The organism is Bifidobacterium sp. ESL0682 (assembly GCF_029392815.1).
GTDB lineage: Bacteria > Actinomycetota > Actinomycetes > Actinomycetales > Bifidobacteriaceae > Bifidobacterium.
Genome location: NZ_CP113942.1, coordinates 1,091,305 through 1,108,946, shown reverse-complemented (window position 1 = coordinate 1,108,946; position 17,642 = coordinate 1,091,305). Strand labels below are relative to the sequence as shown.

Sequence of the window (17,642 nt, the reverse complement as noted above, 5' to 3'; positions counted from 1 at the left end):
GACCGGTCAACCGCTACGCTCATTGTCTCTCATAATGCAACGTAGCGTGGGGTTCGGCTTATCGAGAAGTATCGTGAACCATTGCGGAAGGAATCGCGGGTTTCATAACGGCTAGAAAAGACTTGCCGGAGAGTCTTCACTCACCGGTTTGATGATATGTGGCCCATCACCGGAAATATGCGCCACCTCATGGAATTCAAGACGTTGGGAAAGACGTTCTCCTGATTTGTGTACCGCATCAAGAATGGATGAGCCGTCTTGGTGTGGGTCGAGCCATTGGTCCCTCATATTCGCCGATATCAGCAACGGCATGCGATTGTGGATTGTCGCTGCTCCGCCACTGGCCGCACAGGTCATCATGGTTGCGGTCAACCTCCAAGGCGACGACGGTGTCTGACGCCACCAGGAATACAAGCCGGCTATTGCAAGGACCTGATCATCCGGGGCATGGAAATAGAAAGGGCGACGGTTATGTGGTTCGAAATAGCCGGAAGCGGGGATGATGGCGCGCATGTGGGCAAGCGACTCGCAATAGATGGCCCGGAATCCTGCGGACTCAATTCGGGCGTTGTGGGTGGAATAAGACAGGTTGTCTGTGGCGCTGGCACGGGGTATCAAAGACCAGCTTGCACCGCGCAGATGTCTGGTGCCGTCCTTGCCTTGAGCGATGAGCCCGATACTCTGTTTGGGCTTGACCAAAAACGTCCGGCTGGGAAGGGTGTCCCTTGAAATATTGCTTTCGTCGATTCCAAAATTCTGGCCGATTGAGTCCCAATCGAGATCAATCGAGAATTTACTGCACATTGAGCTCCTCCAGGCACGCTTACGGCGTGAGGTTTGGTTTGCAGATGTCAAACCCCTAGGAAACCCGGCAAAGCACAACTACCACAAATACTACAAACTACACAAAAACTACGTGAACATATTGATACATAAGCAAGACAATTTATATTTTCGATGGAGTTTATGGCTTAATGCTGAATGGAGTGATGATTTGAATCAAGATGCGAGTTTTCTGGTCTAACGTTGCAGTGCATTTCATTGAATTTTACATAGTGGTCAGAGCGAAGACCAGTGAATAAAAATTGAGGGCCCCATTATCTGGAACCCTCAATTTTGTTGTTGAAAGGAGAAAAAGAGACCTATAACCTATCCAATCAGTCCTTGCTGATGGTGGTGCCAGCCTTGGCGCCGGCAGAGAGATCCTGAATCTCGGTGATCTCGAGCACGGGGATGACAGCCGGCTTCTTGGTGCCGTTCTGCTCGGCAACCTTGACCTGCTCATCATAGATGGCATCGTCGGAATGCAGGGTCACGTTGCCGCGGAAGCGGTAGCCCTTCTTTTCCTCAAGGTTGGCGAAGCTGACGACGAGCGGGCTGCCGTCTTCGAGGTTCTTGTAGTGCTGGCCGGCGGTGCGCTCGTGATAGGCGAGGTGGTTGTCGTCAAGCACGAACATCGACATCTTCGGGCCGAGGTCGAGCTGGCCTTCCTTGCTGACGGTGGCGATCCACGCGAGATTGTTGTTGATGAATTCCTTCATTTCCGGGGTAAGAGTTGCCATGATGCTGTCCTTTCGTTCGAACTGCTTGCTATACGCTTTCATCTTACTTCCTCATGCCTGCGTTCACTAATAGAATCGTGTGACCTTACTCACCGCGAGTCTCGCGATTGTTTGCTTACGATCTTCGGTGTTTGAACGTGTTGATTTCGCCAACTGTTTGCAGCTCTGTTTTTGTGCTCAACGGGCTTCAACTGCGCAAAAATGTAACCAACGCGTGAAATGTGCGAGTGGGAGCTGTTTCGTTGTGATTCTAAGCGTGTCGTGGAAAGGCAATGGCTTAGTTTAGATATCAATGGAAATGGTTTGAATGCCTATTGGCGTGACATGGCTGCGTGTGGTGCAGGTGTCGGACATGAAGAGAAACGTGACCGGCACCGGTTCGTGTGTTATATCGCCTTTAGACAAGAGCCGAGAGAGAAAGGCTAACATGGCTGCTGGTAACGATGCCAACACGTCGGAGATGCTCGAGGATAAGAGTCACGTGGCTTTTTCGTCTGAAGAGCATTCATCTGTGACAGAAACCGGTGCCGCACGTCGAGGTTTCCCCGGCTTGCGCAGTCGTCTTTCCCGCAATTTTCCGCCCAATCTGGCCCGTCTTATGCTGCTTGGCTGCGCCGCGCTGTGGGGTGGCAGCTATCTGGTATCGAAGATCACGATGACGGCGATACCGCCTCAGTGGATGATGACCATGCGCACCGCCGGGGCATGCCTCGTGATGCTTGTCCTTTTCCATAGGACCATCATTCCCTCGTTGAACAGGTCGATGATCCTGCCGGCAATCTTCGTCGGCGGCACCTATTGGGGCACGATGGTGTTGCAAACCAAAGGTCTGCTGACCATCGATCCGGGTCGCAGCGCGTTTCTGACCGCCGTCTATTGCGTGTTGACGCCGTTCGCTTCATGGTGCGTCAGCAGGAACCGTCCTCATAATGTCAATATCATCGCCGGTGTGATTTGCCTGGTCGGCGTGGGATTCGTGGCTCTGAAACCGGGCGGGCTTTCGCTGTCGTTGTCGCTTGGCGATATCCTCACCGTCGGCTGCGCGATCGTGTTCTCCTTCAATCTCACCTATCTGGGTGTCTACTCGAAGAAATTCAACGCCATCGCCATCACCTTTGCACAATTCGCCGTGGCGGCCATTCTATTCTTTGTCGGGGCGCTGTTCACCGAACCTGCGCCCGATGCCTCATGGCTGGAGCCGAAGATCATCGTCAGTTTCCTCTATCTTTTCCTCGGAGCCACCACGTTGGCGCAGATCATGCAGAACATCGGCCTGGCCCATGTCTCAGCATCGTCGGCTTCGATCGTGATGTGCACGGAAAGTCTGTTCTCGGAGTTCTTCTCCGTCGTCTTCTGGGGCACGCAGTTGCGCCTGACCACGTTGATCGGTTTTGCCTTCATTTTCCTTGCCGTGCTCATGTCCATTTTGCGCCGTTCCATCATTGTTAACGCCGTACGCTGTATGGAGGACTGGGCAATCGACCATGTCAAACACTGATACTGGACTCGCTCGTTTATCGGGGCTGATTTGCACATCTGGCGTGAATATAATGCGGAATTCATTGGCTCACAGCCAAAATCTGTAAGCGTTCAGCAAGGTTTCGTCTACTTTCCAGCTTTCTTCAATCAGGTTCGTTAATCTTGGGGACCATGAAGAATTTTTTCAAGGGAATTTCGGTCTCGCAGATCATAGCCGGCGCGCTTGCTGCGGTCACTTCGTTCCTGTTGTCGGCAAAAATCGGCATTGCGGGTTCGGTAATCGGTGTGGCAGTCGGTTCCATCGTCTCGGCGGTCGCCTCGCAGATCTATCAGAATGTGCTCAATGAATCCGGAAAAAATTCCAGGAAGGCACTCCTGGCGATGAGCCTGAGGATGAAATAGCTCGAGGCTCCGAAGCGGACGACAGGACCCGAGTCATCGGCTCTGATGCACAGCATCATGGACAGTTGAATGCGGACGTTGTCTCGCCTCTGGCCCACGGCACGTCTACATTGCGTTTGGACGGCACTTCCTCGAGTCTGGCCGCGTTGGCGAAGACCGGCAAGAAGGAGCCTGAAAACAGCAAAAAAGATGCGACCAAGGCTTTGGTCTCTGCCAAAGGCGATGTCAAAAACGGGGGAACGGCGATTCCGGTGCCACTCAGGCCATGAAGCTGCCTGCTTCGGGCAAAACCACTGTGATGTCGCCTGTGAACAACGGCGAACCCGGGAAGGCTGTTGCCTCGCCAACCAAGCTCAAAGGGCCGGGGCAGCATGACGGGCATATTCATACCTTTGAGTCCTCGCGTCAGAAGCGTTACAAGCGCGTCGCCGTTATTGTGGCGGTAGTCAGCGCCTTGGTGGCTGTAGGCGTGACGGCAGGTATTATCTCGGTAGTCACCAAGGGGCAAGGTACCGATGACGTGGTGCGTAACATCGTCACCAATTCGAGCACCAAAACTCCGAAACAGCAAAGCGATGATTCTGGCCGCACTTCCACACAAGACAGCCAGAATACCGACAGCAGCAACCAGCAGAATGGTTCCACTGGCAAAAGCAATTCCGGTTCAACAGGGAATTCCGATACGTCAAGTGGATCTGGTTCCTCGACGACCGGGAACGGTACGGGGACCGCTTCTGGTTCTAGCTCCGGTTCTAGTTCCGGAACTGGCTCAGGTTCTGACACGTCGAGCAGTGGTAATTCAAGCACGACTGGCAGCAACGGAAATTCTGAATCCGGCCATTCCGGAAGCAGTTCCACCGACACTTCCCATAGCGGCAGTAGCAGCACGGATTCCGGGTCTGCTGGAGAGTCGACCGGTACAGGAACGGGAACAGGCTCAGGCTCGAATGGTTCCACCACCAATGGTTCGACTTCCGGCAGCCAATCCGGAACGTCCAAAGGTGGTACCGGCTCCAGTCATTCGACTGGAAAATAAGCGCGTGGAATAGGCGATCGTTCCGTGGACAACGTGATGGGCAGGGATGAATGTGAACATTCGTTCCTGCCCATCAACGTGTGACGGCGCATTGATAAGCGTATGTGACGGTACCAGATGGCTCAGTTTCGTTGGTATTTGAGGGGTCTGAAGGATTTTGGAACATTGGGCGACACGCCGGTTTTGTCATCTGGCAAGTTTGTTGTAAAGTATCTAAGGCTTCGCAAGGAGCTGATAAATAAACAAGACCGGGGCTATGGCGCAGCTGGTAGCGCATCTCCATGGCATGGAGGGGGTCGGGAGTTCGAATCTCCCTAGCTCCACAGGTTGGCCGAAAACTTCTCATCAAGTTTTCGGCCTTTTTCATACCTTCTTTTCTCCAAGCCATATCAGGATGCGGTTCCTGAACGATACCAACACCAGGCCAGGCCCACGATGAGGGGGAACAGTATGACCGATTGGTGGCAGATCGCGCTGCTGTATGGGCCGAGTGCGGTGTTCGGCCTGTTGCTGGTGGTGTCGGTTATTCAAGAACCTCGGCGCTTCCGAAACGCCGTATGGCTTGCTGCGTTCGTACTGTGTCTGTCAAGCGCGTTGTTGCTTGATTTCTGGCGGGATTGGGCATTCATCCCCATTATGCTGGTAGCTGTGTTCGCGCCGGTTATTGTCGTCAGCTTTCTGCTGATCAATACCGTTGTTGTCGTCAGGCACGAAGGCTTTGCGCTTTCGACCGTTTTGCCCGCATTGCTGGCCGTCGTGATGATGGCTTGCATGGTCGTGTATCCGTTGACTGTTTATTTCCACGCGCCTCGCTGGGGCAAAGGTATCGGCCTTCTCATCGTTTTGGAAGGCCTCTGGTTCTTCTTCACCTTCGCGGCGTTGCTCGCGTACTCCACGATTTACCGGATTCTTCCACGACGCAGAAGATACGACTACATCGTCATTCTCGGTGCCGGGCTGCAGGGAACGAAGCCGACTCCGCTGTTGCGAGGAAGAATTGACAAAGCCGTTGATTTATGGAAACGACAAGGGGGAAGGACATGTTCGTCGTTTCCGGAGGGCAAGGGGCTGACGAGCAAATCAGCGAGGCTGAGGCCATGAAACGGTACCTGATTGAGGAAAGAGGCGTGCCGGCCAGCTCGATTCTCAAGGAGGACCAGTCCACGACCACCTTTGAGAACCTGCGCAATTCCAAAGTAATCATGGACGCAAGAAGCAACGCGACTCAATCGGCTCATATCCTGTCTTCTGGCGACAACGAATCTACAGCATCGGATGTCGGCGATTCGCCGAAGTCTCTGTCGTCATCGGCGATTGCCGAACACCGATCAGATCGTGTCGAACGGATGAAGGATCGGAGGTCGTGTCCCTACCGTGTCGCCGTGGTCACCAGCGATTACCATGTGTTCCGTGCCGGCGAATATGCCCGCGAACTGGGGCTCAAATCCGACGGTGTGGGAAGCCACACCAAAGGTTATTATTGGCCAACGGCCTTCATTCGCGAGTTCATCGCCATCAGCAGGGCGCATTTCTGGCCGTATGCGGTCATTGCGGTGCTCTGGGTAGTGTGGATGCTTTTCGTGAAGTAACTATTCGATGGTGCAGCATGTTTCGGTGTTTTCTTTCTTTGTATGATGCAGAAAAGGCAATGTACAGATGAACGGGAACGGCCTCCGGCGTTCCTTTCATCGGTGGGGTGCGGCACAATGAAAATAGTGAGAAAGCACATATCTGTGTGCCAGATGATGGGGGACTACCCGGAAACGGAGCGAATATGATCGACGAAGTCATTTTATTGAGGCACGGAAGGACGTCATATAACGTCGTTCACCGCTTGCAGGGGCAGATCGATGTTCCGCTCGACATCATCGGCCAATGGCAGGTCGATCAGACCGGTTTGGAGTTGGCGAAACGCTATTACTGGGCGAAAGTCAGCAATGTTGCAGGCAAGCCCGAACTTCTGCCGCAGCCTGGTCCGGAGGCAGCGGAGCAGAGCGATGTCAGCGAATACCAGAAGGTACCCGCGGCCAAGCATAACATGAAGGTGATTTCCAGCGATCTTTTCCGCGCAGCACAGACCGCTCATGCTTTTGCCGATATTCTCGGATTGCCGGTAACGCTCGATAAGCGTCTTCGCGAGCGCAGCTTCGGGCAATGGGAAGGCATGACGCGTCCCGAAATCAAGGCGCTCGATGCCGAAGCCTATCGTTCCTGGCGTGCGCATCAGGGTGGCGAGGCCAAATACGACGTCGAATCGCGTACCGATGTGGGTGCCAGGGGAGCGAAGGCCGTATGCGAGCTGCTCAACGAGAATGCGCAGGATGATACCCCGACCACTCTGATGCTGGTCAGCCACGGGTCGTTCATCGCCGCAACGGTCGAAACGCTGCTCGGTATGGACCCCGAGATCGATGAACTCGGCAATATTCCCAATGCCTACTGGACGACCTTGAAACCCAGTGCTCAAGCCGATGGAAGCTATAACTGGACGCTTGCGGAATTCAACCGAGGACCTGCGATATCAACGATCGCCGATTGGTCCAACGGGCCCGAGGACCTGCGATATCCCGGCATGAAACTGATGGAGCCGCTGCCCGTCACCGAGACGGTCTGAGGCGGTAACCGGGTGTGCGCCTTTCGATATTGGAGAATCGTAAGGTATGTGCCCTCAGCGTCTTCTGATTGGATCAAAGATGGCAACCGATAAACAAAGCCGTCGCCATTTGTGTATTACGCAACTCCAAGGGCTAAATTCGGCCCAAAAGTTCCGGCTGGGGGTTATCCTTGAATTTTGGGTTAGCAGCAGGAATCCGGAATGACGTTGCTTTTGCGGGGCGCAATGGCAGGTATTTCGGTGGCCAGGACGCTCGGCACGCAAGCCGGTGTCTCCTGCGGAAACCGTACAGCGAATAACGCGAAAGGCGGGTGGCAGACATGTTGAGAATGTTCAATACGATCAATGGGCAGGTCGAACAGATAAACAAGCTGGAAGACGGCTCTTGGATCTGTCTGTCAAACCCAACCGACGTCGAGCTTGCCACCGTCTCTTCCCAGACCGGTGTCGATCTGGCCGATCTGCGTGCCCCGTTGGATGACGAGGAACGTTCGCGCGTCGATGCCGAGGACGATTACACGATGATCATCGTCGATATCCCCACCGTCGAGCAGCGTGACGGACGTGACCACTACGAGACCATCCCTCTCGCCATCATCGTCGCCGCGCATACGATCATCACCGTTTGCATGCAGGACACCCCGGTGCTTCATCCCTTCATGGAAGGCACCATCCGTGGGTTCAACACTTATATGAAGACACGGTTCGTGTTGCAGATTCTCTACCGCAACGCCACCATGTACCTGCGTTATCTGCGCATCATCGACCGCAGTTCAGACAATCTTGAATTGAAGCTCCAGCATTCCATGCAGAACCGCGAGATCCTGCAGCTGCTCGAACTGTCGAAGACCTTGGTGTATTTCACCACCAGCCTCAAGTCCAACGAAATCGTGATGGAGAAACTGAGGGTCACCGAAAAACTCAACTCGCTCACGCACATCAAGCAGTACCCAGAAGACGAAGACCTGCTCGACGACGTCATCACCGAAAACAAGCAGGCCATCGAGATGGCGAACATCTACAGCGGCGTTCTCGCGAACATGACCGACGCCTCCGCCTCGATCGTCTCCAACAACCTGAACAACGTGATGAGAATCTTCACCATCATCTCCATCGTGCTTTCCATTCCCACGCTGATCTTCTCGATGTACGGCATGAACTTCCAGGACGGCATGTTCGGTATGCCGTTCACCGGTTCGCGCTGGGGCTTCTTCATCGTCATCGCCATCTCCATGGTCATCACCGGTCTTGCGGCTTGGTGGCTGACCCGTTCCAAACTGTTCAAGTAGGGGTTCTCGAATGCGGTTGTTGGGATTGCATGCGGTATCTTCGCCGCGGAAAGAACATGTGCATAAGCGCTTTAAATCATTACTCGCGCTCTGCTGTGGCATCGGCCTGTTGTGCTCCGTTTCGGCATGTGGGCCGACTCAGGCCCCGCCTTCAGCCAAGGTGCCTGAAGGTCCGACGATCGCCATAGCCGTCTCCAACGATGAGCCGGGCCTTGGACTCGACCACGAAGGCAAATACTCGGGCTTTGATATCGAGGTCGCCCATTACGTGGCCCAGAAACTCGGGTACGCGCAGAAGCAGATCGTCTACAAAGCCGTCAATGTTTCGACCGCCACGAAGGCATTGGAAGAATCGAAAGCGGATATGTTCATCTCCGCCACGCCTGCCGATATCACATCGGGCCCAGGCCGGGAATTCGGGACTTCAAGCCCTATCTTGTCGACCCATTGGGCTTGATGGTGCCGACAAGCCAGCAACAGAGCTTCACCGGTGTATCGTCATTGAACAATCAGAATATCTGCACGGTCAAGGGCATGGCCGATGGACATGCACTTGCGTCCGCGTTCCCTGCCGTAAAGATTCAGGAACGTGACACCTATCCGCAATGCCTGACCGCCCTGCTTTCGGGTGAAGCGAATGCGGTTGCGGCCGACGTGGCCATTCTCCACGGTCTGGCTTCGAACGTTGTTGAGCACGACGTAACCGTTCTGGGATCAGAGGCTTCGGCATCGTCCGCATCGTTGGCGAAGACAGTCGCGCAGGTCTCCCAGATCCGACATGCCGTCATGATTCGTCCCTCAGACGGGGAACTGACCAAAAAGATCGACACTATTCTCGCCGATATGGTCAAGGACGGCACTTGGCAGAAAGCCGCCGACACCATGCACCAGGACATCGGCTACAGCCCAGAGGAATCCCTCAATGCGGCAATGATGCGTCGTTGACCAGCGTTCCTTCTCGCTCAAGCTGAAGAGCTATCGACTGTAGAGATGGAATCATGGTTTGCTGCCAGAGTTGCAGCATTCTCAGATGGGTATGACCACCTTGCGGAAACATGGCGCCCTGTGTCCAGTTGAGCCACGATAATCCTATTTATGAGCGACAATGAGAAGGGCGCGGATTCGAGCGCCAATATTACTAGTGTTCCGGCATACCGATACAACGCCAAGATGGCGCAGGATATCGAAGAAAAATGGCAGAAAACCTGGGATGACAAGGGCACCTTCTGGGCCGCGAACGTCAAAGGCGATCTGAAGGACGGCAACGGCAACCTCGCCGACGGGCGCACCCCGTACTTCGCGATGGACATGTTCCCGTATCCTTCCGGCAAGGGCCTGCATGTCGGCCATCCACTTGGCTATCTGGCTACTGATGTCGTCAGCCGCTACCACCGCATGAAGGGCGAGAACGTGCTGCATGCCATGGGCTATGACGCCTTCGGCCTTCCCGCCGAGCAGTACGCCGTACAGACCGGCCAGCACCCGCGCGTCACCACCGAGGCCAACATTGCCAACATGCGTCGCCAGCTGCACCGCATGGGCCTGAGCTTCGACAACCGCCGCACCTTCGCCACCATCGACCCCGGTTACATGCGCTGGACGCAGTGGATTTTCTCGCGCATCTATGACGCCTGGTACGACCCTGATTTCGTCCGTCCCGATGGCGGCAAAGGTTCTGCTCGCCACATCGACACGTTGATCGACCAGTTCAAGTCCGGCAAGCGCGCCATTCCGGGGTTCGAGGATTCCGGCAAGCAATGGGATGAGTTGACCGAAGCCGAACAGTCCGACGTCCTGAACGATTTCCGTCTGGCCTATATCTCCAAGTCGCCGGTCAACTGGTGTCCGGGCCTGGGAACGGTGCTCGCCAACGAGGAGGTCACCGCCGAAGGCAAGTCCGAGCGCGGGAACTTCCCGGTCTTCCAGCGTGAGCTGCGCCAGTGGTCCATGCGCATTACCGCCTATGGCCATCGTCTGATCGAAGATTTGGACATCATCGACTGGCCGCAGAAGGTCAAGCTGATGCAGCGCAACTGGATCGGCGAATCCCACGGCGCTTCGGTTCATTTCAAGGTCGACACCTCTGACGGCGAGCAGGACATGGAGATTTACACCACTCGTCCTGACACACTGTTCGGCACCACTTTCGCCGTCGTCTCGCCTGAGCATGACTTGCTCCATCACGTTCCCGCAGCATGGCCGGAGAACACGCCTGAGGATTGGAAGGGCGGCTACGCCACACCTGCCGAGGGTATGAAGGCTTATCGCCTCGCGGCCGAATCCAAGACCGCGCAGGATCGCGTCGACGAGGGTGGCGAGAAGACCGGCCTGTTCACCGGTCTCTATGCCGTGAACCCCATCACCGGCGACAAGCTGCCGATTTTCACTGCGGACTACGTGCTGATGGACTACGGCACCGGCGCCATCATGGCGGTGCCCGGCGGCGACCAGCGCGATTACGACTTCGCCAAGAAGTTCGACCTGCCGGTCATCTACACCGTCAAGCCGTTGCCTGATTCCGGTGACGACCTGAGCGCTTATGAAGGCAAGGCGCCGTTCGTCTCGCACGACGGAATCGTCATCAATTCCTCGACCGATTCCACTTCGGCGAAGGGTGACGCGCTCGACCTGAACGGCCTGCGCGTCAACGATGCCATCGAGATGGTCAACAAGTGGCTCGAGTCCGCCGGTGTGGGCAAGGGCACCGTCAGCTACCGTCTGCGCGACTGGCTCTTCTCCCGCCAGCGTTACTGGGGCGAGCCGTTCCCGATCGTCTACGGCGAGGACGGCGTGCCGCACCTGCTGCCCGACTCAATGCTGCCGATCAACCTGCCCGACGTGCCGGATTACAGCCCCAAGACCTTCGATCCGGAGGACGCCGAAAGCAATCCCGAGGCACCGCTGAGTCGCAACGAGGACTGGGTCAAGGTCACCCTTGATTTGGGCGACGGTCCCAAGACCTACTATCGCGACACCAACACTATGCCCAACTGGGCCGGCTCCTGCTGGTACTACATGCGCTACCTCGATCCGAGCGACACCGAGCACATGGTTGACTCCGACGAGTACGAGTATTGGATGGGCCCGAACCACAACCAGGAATCCGGCAAGACCGGCGGCGTGGACCTCTACGTCGGTGGTGTCGAGCACGCGGTGCTGCACCTGCTCTACTCGCGCTTCTGGCATAAGATTCTCTTCGACCTGGGCTATGTGGATTCGCCGGAACCGTTCCACAAGCTCTTCAACCAGGGTATGATCCAGGCCTATGCCTATACCGACGACCGCGGGCAGTATGTGCCCGCCGCCGAAGTGGAGGAAGGTCCGGCCGACAAGTCCGGAGAGCCGACCTTCACGTGGAACGGCGAGCACGCCAACCGCGAGTTCGGCAAGATGGGCAAGAGCCTCAAGAACATCATCACCCCGGATGACATGTACGAGCAGTATGGCGCCGATACGTTCCGTCTTTATGAGATGAGCATGGGCCCGCTCGACGAGTCCCGCCCATGGAACGACCGCAACGTCGTGGGCGGCATGCGCTTCCTGCAGCGCCTCTGGCGCAATGTCGTCGATGAGAACACTGGCGAGGTTACGGTCTCCGAAGAGGCTCCCGATGCCAAGACACTGAAGCTTTTGAACAACACGATCGCCGCGGTCACCGAGGAGATGGAGCATATGCGCCCCAACACCTCCATCGCCAAGCTCATCGTGTTGAACAACCACCTGACCGGCCTGAAGTCGGTGCCGCGCGCCGCCGTCGAACCGCTGATCCTCATGCTTTCGCCGATTGCCCCGCATATCTGTGAGGAACTCTGGTCGAAGCTCGGCCATGCCGAGTCCCTGGCACACGAGCCGTGGCCGAAGGTCGACGAGCGCTACGTGGGCGAGGAATCCGTCACCGCCGTCGTGCAGGTCAAGGGCAAGGTTCGTGCCAAGCTCGAGGTCAGCCCCTCGATCGACCCTGACGAGCTCAAGGAGATGGCTCTGAAGGCCGTCGCCGACCGTTTGGGTGGTAAGGAACCGCGCAAGGTCATCGTCAAGGCGCCGAAGATCGTCTCGATTGTGCCGGCGGAGTAAGGGGTAAACCACTGCTGTTAGACGGTGTTTTGAGATGATAACGAACGGCCGTCTGGCGTAAAGGACGAATAAGGTGGCACCGGATTCAATTCCGGTGCCACCTTTTGTTTGTTCCGTTGCTTTCTCTTCGGATGAAATAAATGTATTCATAAAAAATCAGGAATTCGAAAAAGAAGAATTTCGGATGGTCTATTGACTGAATTCAGCCAAAAATATGCGTTGTATGGCTATAGGCTTTTTATCTGTATGTTTGGGACGAATGTGGACGATTCGATGGGTAAGGATATGACACGCCTCAAATGTGGATAACCCTTACCATTCGACCACAGTGGTCGTTTTGGCTCGACTTTTGATGCCTGTTCAACCAAGCTTAAGGCATGAATATTCATTTCGGAAACAGAGCACATGACGAAGAACGGACTGCAACGGCGCGGCTGTATTCGTCTGCCATGTCTCCGAATGAGTTTAGCCAAGATGGTCGCGACAATGGTTCCATCCCACAGTCCCGTCTTGCCTCCATGGGGCAACGTGGTGCAAAAGACGATTTCAACGGAGCTTATGCCGGCAACGTCTTTTCCACGGGATATGCGGATGAGGACAATCGTTCCCGTTTCAAAGAAAGGGGAGACGGGCAGAATCCGGACGAAGGACTTTTACGGGTCGGACTTCCTCCGTTGCCGTCAATTGACACTTGGCTTATCGAACCGGAAAACGAGCCGGTGAAGGATGAAGGAAGTTTTGGCCAGCTTTTGAAAGTCGGTGATCCTGATTCTGCAATGGGATCTGCTCCAAATAGGTCAGCAGCTGAACAATCGGCTTCGGCACAGCGAACCATACCCAGACTGGTGTTCAGGCCCACGCAGGCCGTCATCGTGATTCTGGTACTGGTGGTGGCGTTATGCGCGAGCCTGACGATGCTGGTGACGCAGGCGGTCAACTACAACAGGCAGCAAACCGAAGCTTCATCGGTAAGTTCCGAAGTGAGTTCGGGACCGCAATCCAAGAGTTCCAAACGCGAACAAGGAAACACTTCTCGAGCTGGTGGTGGTTCAGGCCCTTCGCAAAGTTTGGCTGGAACTGACGGACAAAATGCAGAGGCTGGTAGCGATTCGTCATCGGCGAATCCGCCGACTCAAACCGAAACTGCAACGGGGCAAGGCAATCTCATTAACCTCAATACCGCCGACAGCACGCAGCTCCAGCAAATCAAGGGTGTTGGCCCGGTGATGGCACAGAAAATCATCGACTATCGATCGTCAATCGGCCGTTTCAACAGTGTTGATCAGCTGCTCAAAGTCTCAGGTATCGGACAGAAGACGTTGGAGAAGATACGTGGGCAGGTGACGGTCTGATGAAAAGCTCTGGTATTTATCAAGACAAAGGCCCTGACGACAAACGAGGCAGCGAACAAGGCAGTCGTGATTGGCGGATGCTGCCGGTGGCGTTGTGCATGTGGGTTGCATTGCTGGCCTCGCATGCCTTGTTCGTTCTGTGGACAGGCCAGCCGGACTCCTCGTCTTCAACGAACCATGATGCCGATGGGATGAACGGCTCTTCATCTTGGGTTTCAGTATTGGTCAGGGCCGTGGGCAGATTGATAGGTCCGTTGCACGATGAAACCATCTTTTCGGCGCTCGTATTGTTTTTGCTGTTTGTCGGTCTGATTGTTTTGCTTGTCGTATCTCGCCGATGGTTGAGCCATAACGGGAGTCGTCAGGATGGTTCAGAGTGTTCGCAATCTATTGTCGAACCCGGAATTCAGGTTTTGTCGAGGAACCGTCGACAGCGACAATCCGAGCATGAAATAGGTGACCGGGTCTTGACGGCATCGGCAACGGATCCACAGTCTATAACAGATCAGAAAACCATGAAAGAGGCAACTCCCTCGCTGAGATCCACGATTTCACGGGAACCGTGCGGATCTCGCGGGAACAGGACGATATGGGTTACTGTTCTTGTCTGTTCGGCGCTCGCTGCGTTCATCACCGCAATGGGCAGCGAGGTCTTGGCTTATCGAGATCCGGCCACAGCACTCGCCAGAGAAGGCGAAAACAAGGTTGAGGTGATGGTAAGGCTCGACTCTCCGGTAACGGCAGCGAGTTCATGGCAGGCCGATTGTCAGGCGAATGCGCATCTGGTCGGTTTGGGCTATGAAGGCATATGGCAGGACAGCAGGTCGCGTATCGTCCTGTACGCCAACAAACCGGCTTGTGGCAGGCTTTCGGATGGGCAGACTGTGGCGACCGCCGGCACAATGCAAATCGCAAGATATGGTGTACGGCCGATCTGGCTGACTCTGAGCGATGATGCTGAAACTCGGATGGTCGAACGCGCCCCGCCCGTAAAGCGGCTGGTGGATTCCATGCAGCGTTCGTTCTTTTCTGTGACCGAGGGACTTTCCGAGCAAGGCCGGGTGCTGGTTCCGGGATTGACAATCGGGCTTTTGGGTCAGGATTTCATGGGTGCGAGCGCGATCCAGCATGAGCCTGTCAATGCAACGTTCGCCACACTATTGGAGACGCATTTCAAGGATTCCGGCATCATGCACCTCATGGCCGTATCCGGTGGTCATTTCGCGCTGATTGGAAGTCTGATACGCTCAGGTTGCGCGAGATTCCTGTTGCCACGTCAGATTGTCTCGCTGCTGACAGCGATGGCTTATGTGGCGCTCGCGAGCGCCATGTATCCCTCCGACTCAGTGATGCGGGCGTTGATTATGGGGGTCTTTGCGTCTTTAGCCATGTTTATCGGCAGAAGACCGCAGGCAATCAGTGCATTGAGTTGGACGGTCGTCTTCACGTTGCTCGCCGATCCTACAATGTCGAGAAGTTACGGTTTTGCGCTTTCCTGCGCCTCTGTGCTTGGAATCGTGCTCTGTGCCGGTCCCATTGCAGAGCGGCTCTCGATATTGTTGCCAGAATTTCTTGCCGACGGTATGTCGGTGACTATTGCCGCACAGCTGTTCACTGTGCCGATACAGGTGCTGATGACTCCGACATTGCCGCTGCTTTCGGTGCCGGCGAATCTGTTGGTGGCGCCGTTCGTGGATTTCTCTACATTGACCGGACTGGCGGGATTGGTACTGTCGTCATGTGCTCCTCATCTAGCGTTTGCGTGTGTCTGGCTATCAAGCTGTGGGACAGCGGTGATGCAGTGGTGCGCGGATACCATCGGAGGTTCGCAATCGGCGACCGTTCCATGGGCTGGTGGAATAGGGGGAACGTTGGCGGTCGTGGTCTGTGAAATAGGCATAGTCTTGCTTTGCAAGGTATTGTCCGCTATGGCGAGAAGACATAATACCGAAGGCTCAGTGGTCCGCAATGGTGGGTGTCTCATGCGGTTACGTAGCAAAGGAGCGATATGGCTCAAAGAAACCGAACAGATGTTCGAACGGCTTTGGCAGCCCGACTGATACCGATGACACGACGTATGTCCACCTGTGACAGCACATTGAATATCATGGATAGGGGTGCCAGAAGACCTGCGCCCGTTACAGACATTTTCGGCAGAACCGCGAATCGAGGAATGTGATGGCTGCAAAACGAAGCAAACAGCGGACCCGATTCGTGTTAGTTATTGGCGGCGACGAGTTCCTTAACCAACAGCAGGTTCGCGATTGCCGTGATCGGGCCGCGAAGAACGATCCCGAAGCGGAGATCATCGAACTCGACGCGACGGATGCAAGTCAGTACGACTTCGACGAGGCCGTGAGCCCATCCCTGCTGAGCTCCAGCTCCATCGTCATCATCCGGCACGTCCAGAACGCCGACGATTCTTTGGCTGATACGATGGTCGACTACTGCGCTTCCATGACCAAAAATCCATCCGAGAACACAGGGACGGTCATCGCCCAACACGATGGTGGGCAAAAGGCAAAAGGGTCATCGACAGGTTGACCAAAGCCGGGGCCGAAAAGAAAGACGTTCCAGACCTCAAACGTGCCGATGCGAAATTGAACTTTGTCATCCAATGTTTTGAGCGCGAACATCGTCGCATCGACCCGGCCGCCGCCCAGCAACTGGTGGCGGTGCTCGGAGACAAAACGGGCGAACTGGCTGCGATGTGCTCTCAGCTTTGTTTCGATTTCGATGAGGACCCCATCGGGCTTGAGCTGGTCAATCAGTATCTCACCGGCAATGCCGAAGTCACAGGATTCGAAGTGGCGGACGCGGCGCTCGCCGGTAACGACGCCAAAGCCATCATCGATATGCGTGCGGCTGTTGCCCAAGGCACCGATCCTATCGCGCTCGTCGGCTCTCTGGCCATGAAACTCAGAACGCTCGCCAAGGCCTCGGCCGTGCGTTCCGGTGAAATTTCGCAAGCCGAGGCCAAAACCAATCCGTGGGTGCTCCGCAATGCGACCCGTCAACTGAGTGGCTGGACTTCGGAGGGGCTTTCACGCTGTATCCAGACGTTGGCATGGGCCGACGAGCAGAACAAAACCAACGGTGGCGACCCGATGTATGCGCTGGAGCGTTCCATCGAGCTGATAAGCCACAAAGGACGAATGAACGTATGACAGAAGAATCTCCATATATGATCGAAGTGCCCACCGGGCAGGATATGCAACGCTTGGGAACTCGGGTTGCCTCTTTAGTGCATGGCGGTGACGTGCTTCTACTTTCCGGCCCTTTGGGGGCAGGAAAGACTACGTTTGCACAGGGTTTCGGCGCCGGTCTTCATATCTCCGATCCCATCGTCTCGCCGACTTTCACCATTGCGCGTGAATTGAACGGCAGCTTTGCCGACAGCTCGTCAGCTCACTTGGTGCATGTCGACGCCTATCGGCTTGGTGGCAACGACTTCGCTCCGGGGCAGGATACGGTTGAAAGGCTCCTCGATGAGCTCGAATCGCTGGGGTTGGACGAGGAGCTCGAGGACCCGGGCGAACATACGGTGATTCTTATGGAGTGGGGTGAACAGATGGCTTCCGCTTTCGCCCAGGAGCGCCTTGAAGTGCATATCGACCGGCCACTGGATGAGGCGGTGATCCAGGCCGAAGCCGGCAATCCCGACGCTGAACTTACGGGAGACGGCATGCGCACGGTTACCTTTGTTCCGGTAGGCAAGCGTTGGCAGGGTTTCGACACGGATTTGCAAACGATTCTACAAGGCTGAGCAGCTGAGCGGTGGCGGACGGTTATATCCGCGTTGTACAGTAACAGCGGCACGGATACGTGGTGAAG

At 55.6% G+C, this 17,642-nt stretch carries 16 protein-coding genes, 1 tRNA gene and 1 pseudogene; 16 read left to right on the top strand and 2 right to left on the bottom strand.

The genetic code is table 11. The features are described 5' to 3' along the window. Positions 1-111 precede the first annotated feature (111 nt). Both OZX57_RS04790 and OZX57_RS04785 read right to left on the bottom strand, forming a co-directional pair. On the bottom strand, positions 112-804 hold the full coding sequence (locus tag OZX57_RS04790) for an SOS response-associated peptidase family protein (protein WP_277161571.1): 693 nt from the start codon (positions 802-804) through the stop codon (positions 112-114). 353 nt (positions 805-1,157) lie between these two features. Further along, positions 1,158-1,562 carry a pyridoxamine 5'-phosphate oxidase family protein gene (locus OZX57_RS04785; RefSeq protein ID WP_277161569.1) on the bottom strand — a complete coding sequence of 135 codons (405 nt, stop codon included), beginning with the start codon at positions 1,560-1,562 and terminating at the stop codon, positions 1,158-1,160. A gap of 598 nt (positions 1,563-2,160) precedes the next feature. Between OZX57_RS04785 and OZX57_RS04780 the strand changes: the two genes are divergently transcribed. From OZX57_RS04780 to tsaE, 16 genes and pseudogenes are all read left to right on the top strand, one after another. Next, a complete protein-coding gene (locus OZX57_RS04780; RefSeq protein WP_348637180.1) occupies positions 2,161-3,060 on the top strand; it encodes a DMT family transporter in 900 nt (299 codons plus the stop codon). A gap of 152 nt (positions 3,061-3,212) precedes the next feature. Further along, a complete protein-coding gene (locus OZX57_RS04775; protein ID WP_277163012.1) occupies positions 3,213-3,443 on the top strand; it encodes a hypothetical protein in 231 nt (76 codons plus the stop codon). Between the two features lie 65 nt (positions 3,444-3,508). Then, on the top strand, positions 3,509-3,712 hold the full coding sequence (locus tag OZX57_RS04770) for a hypothetical protein (protein ID WP_277161567.1): 204 nt from the start codon (positions 3,509-3,511) through the stop codon (positions 3,710-3,712). After that, positions 3,709-4,479: a hypothetical protein gene (locus OZX57_RS04765; protein WP_277161566.1), complete on the top strand. Its 771-nt coding sequence runs from the start codon at positions 3,709-3,711 to the stop codon at positions 4,477-4,479. The genes OZX57_RS04770 and OZX57_RS04765 overlap by 4 nt, the downstream gene beginning before the upstream one ends. Before the next feature lie 250 nt (positions 4,480-4,729). Beyond that, positions 4,730-4,802 (top strand) — tRNA-Ala (locus OZX57_RS04760). A gap of 127 nt (positions 4,803-4,929) precedes the next feature. Next, complete coding sequence (locus tag OZX57_RS04755) at positions 4,930-5,580, top strand: hypothetical protein (protein ID WP_277161564.1); 651 nt, start codon at positions 4,930-4,932, stop codon at positions 5,578-5,580. Further along, positions 5,520-6,068, top strand: coding sequence for a YdcF family protein (locus tag OZX57_RS04750; protein ID WP_277161563.1), 549 nt, complete (start codon positions 5,520-5,522; stop codon positions 6,066-6,068). Before OZX57_RS04755 ends, OZX57_RS04750 begins: the two co-directional genes overlap by 61 nt. 185 nt (positions 6,069-6,253) lie before the next feature. Further along, on the top strand, positions 6,254-7,093 hold the full coding sequence (locus tag OZX57_RS04745; protein ID WP_277161561.1) for a histidine phosphatase family protein: 840 nt from the start codon (positions 6,254-6,256) through the stop codon (positions 7,091-7,093). 320 nt (positions 7,094-7,413) lie between these two features. Next, positions 7,414-8,382, top strand: coding sequence for a magnesium transporter CorA family protein (locus OZX57_RS04740; protein ID WP_277161559.1), 969 nt, complete (start codon positions 7,414-7,416; stop codon positions 8,380-8,382). A gap of 58 nt (positions 8,383-8,440) precedes the next feature. Beyond that, positions 8,441-8,839 carry a transporter substrate-binding domain-containing protein gene (locus OZX57_RS04735; protein WP_277161557.1) on the top strand — a complete coding sequence of 133 codons (399 nt, stop codon included), beginning with the start codon at positions 8,441-8,443 and terminating at the stop codon, positions 8,837-8,839. Continuing rightward, on the top strand, positions 8,839-9,327 hold the full coding sequence (locus OZX57_RS04730; protein WP_277161556.1) for a transporter substrate-binding domain-containing protein: 489 nt from the start codon (positions 8,839-8,841) through the stop codon (positions 9,325-9,327). The genes OZX57_RS04735 and OZX57_RS04730 overlap by 1 nt, the downstream gene beginning before the upstream one ends. 150 nt (positions 9,328-9,477) lie before the next feature. Next, complete coding sequence (leuS, locus tag OZX57_RS04725) at positions 9,478-12,456, top strand: leucine--tRNA ligase (RefSeq protein ID WP_277161555.1); 2,979 nt, start codon at positions 9,478-9,480, stop codon at positions 12,454-12,456. Between the two features lie 449 nt (positions 12,457-12,905). After that, positions 12,906-13,808 (top strand): helix-hairpin-helix domain-containing protein, encoded by a 903-nt coding sequence (locus tag OZX57_RS04720; protein ID WP_277161554.1) that lies wholly within the window; start codon positions 12,906-12,908, stop codon positions 13,806-13,808. 515 nt (positions 13,809-14,323) lie between these two features. Beyond that, positions 14,324-15,868: a ComEC/Rec2 family competence protein gene (locus OZX57_RS04715; protein WP_277161553.1), complete on the top strand. Its 1,545-nt coding sequence runs from the start codon at positions 14,324-14,326 to the stop codon at positions 15,866-15,868. Positions 15,869-15,986: 118 nt separating this feature from the next. Continuing rightward, positions 15,987-16,975 (top strand): annotated as a pseudogene (gene holA, locus OZX57_RS04710) (DNA polymerase III subunit delta). Next, positions 16,972-17,574, top strand: coding sequence for a tRNA (adenosine(37)-N6)-threonylcarbamoyltransferase complex ATPase subunit type 1 TsaE (tsaE, locus tag OZX57_RS04705; RefSeq protein WP_277161552.1), 603 nt, complete (start codon positions 16,972-16,974; stop codon positions 17,572-17,574). Before holA ends, tsaE begins: the two are co-directional and overlap by 4 nt. Positions 17,575-17,642 lie beyond the last annotated feature (68 nt).

Bases quoted from the DNA above. Each gene is read 5' to 3' on its own strand.
- tsaE (WP_277161552.1), top strand. From the start codon at position 16,972: ATGACAGAAGAATCTCCATATATGATCGAAGTGCCCACCGGGCAGGAT.
- OZX57_RS04790 (WP_277161571.1), bottom strand. From the start codon at position 804: ATGTGCAGTAAATTCTCGATTGATCTCGATTGGGACTCAATCGGCCAG.
- leuS (WP_277161555.1), top strand. From the start codon at position 9,478: ATGAGCGACAATGAGAAGGGCGCGGATTCGAGCGCCAATATTACTAGT.
- OZX57_RS04740 (WP_277161559.1), top strand. From the start codon at position 7,414: ATGTTGAGAATGTTCAATACGATCAATGGGCAGGTCGAACAGATAAAC.
- OZX57_RS04755 (WP_277161564.1), top strand. From the start codon at position 4,930: ATGACCGATTGGTGGCAGATCGCGCTGCTGTATGGGCCGAGTGCGGTG.
- OZX57_RS04780 (WP_348637180.1), top strand. From the start codon at position 2,161: ATGCTGCTTGGCTGCGCCGCGCTGTGGGGTGGCAGCTATCTGGTATCG.
- OZX57_RS04750 (WP_277161563.1), top strand. From the start codon at position 5,520: ATGTTCGTCGTTTCCGGAGGGCAAGGGGCTGACGAGCAAATCAGCGAG.
- OZX57_RS04730 (WP_277161556.1), top strand. From the start codon at position 8,839: ATGGTGCCGACAAGCCAGCAACAGAGCTTCACCGGTGTATCGTCATTG.
- OZX57_RS04785 (WP_277161569.1), bottom strand. From the start codon at position 1,562: ATGGCAACTCTTACCCCGGAAATGAAGGAATTCATCAACAACAATCTC.
- OZX57_RS04715 (WP_277161553.1), top strand. From the start codon at position 14,324: ATGAAAGAGGCAACTCCCTCGCTGAGATCCACGATTTCACGGGAACCG.
- OZX57_RS04765 (WP_277161566.1), top strand. From the start codon at position 3,709: ATGAAGCTGCCTGCTTCGGGCAAAACCACTGTGATGTCGCCTGTGAAC.
- OZX57_RS04775 (WP_277163012.1), top strand. From the start codon at position 3,213: ATGAAGAATTTTTTCAAGGGAATTTCGGTCTCGCAGATCATAGCCGGC.
- OZX57_RS04745 (WP_277161561.1), top strand. From the start codon at position 6,254: ATGATCGACGAAGTCATTTTATTGAGGCACGGAAGGACGTCATATAAC.
- OZX57_RS04720 (WP_277161554.1), top strand. From the start codon at position 12,906: ATGTCTCCGAATGAGTTTAGCCAAGATGGTCGCGACAATGGTTCCATC.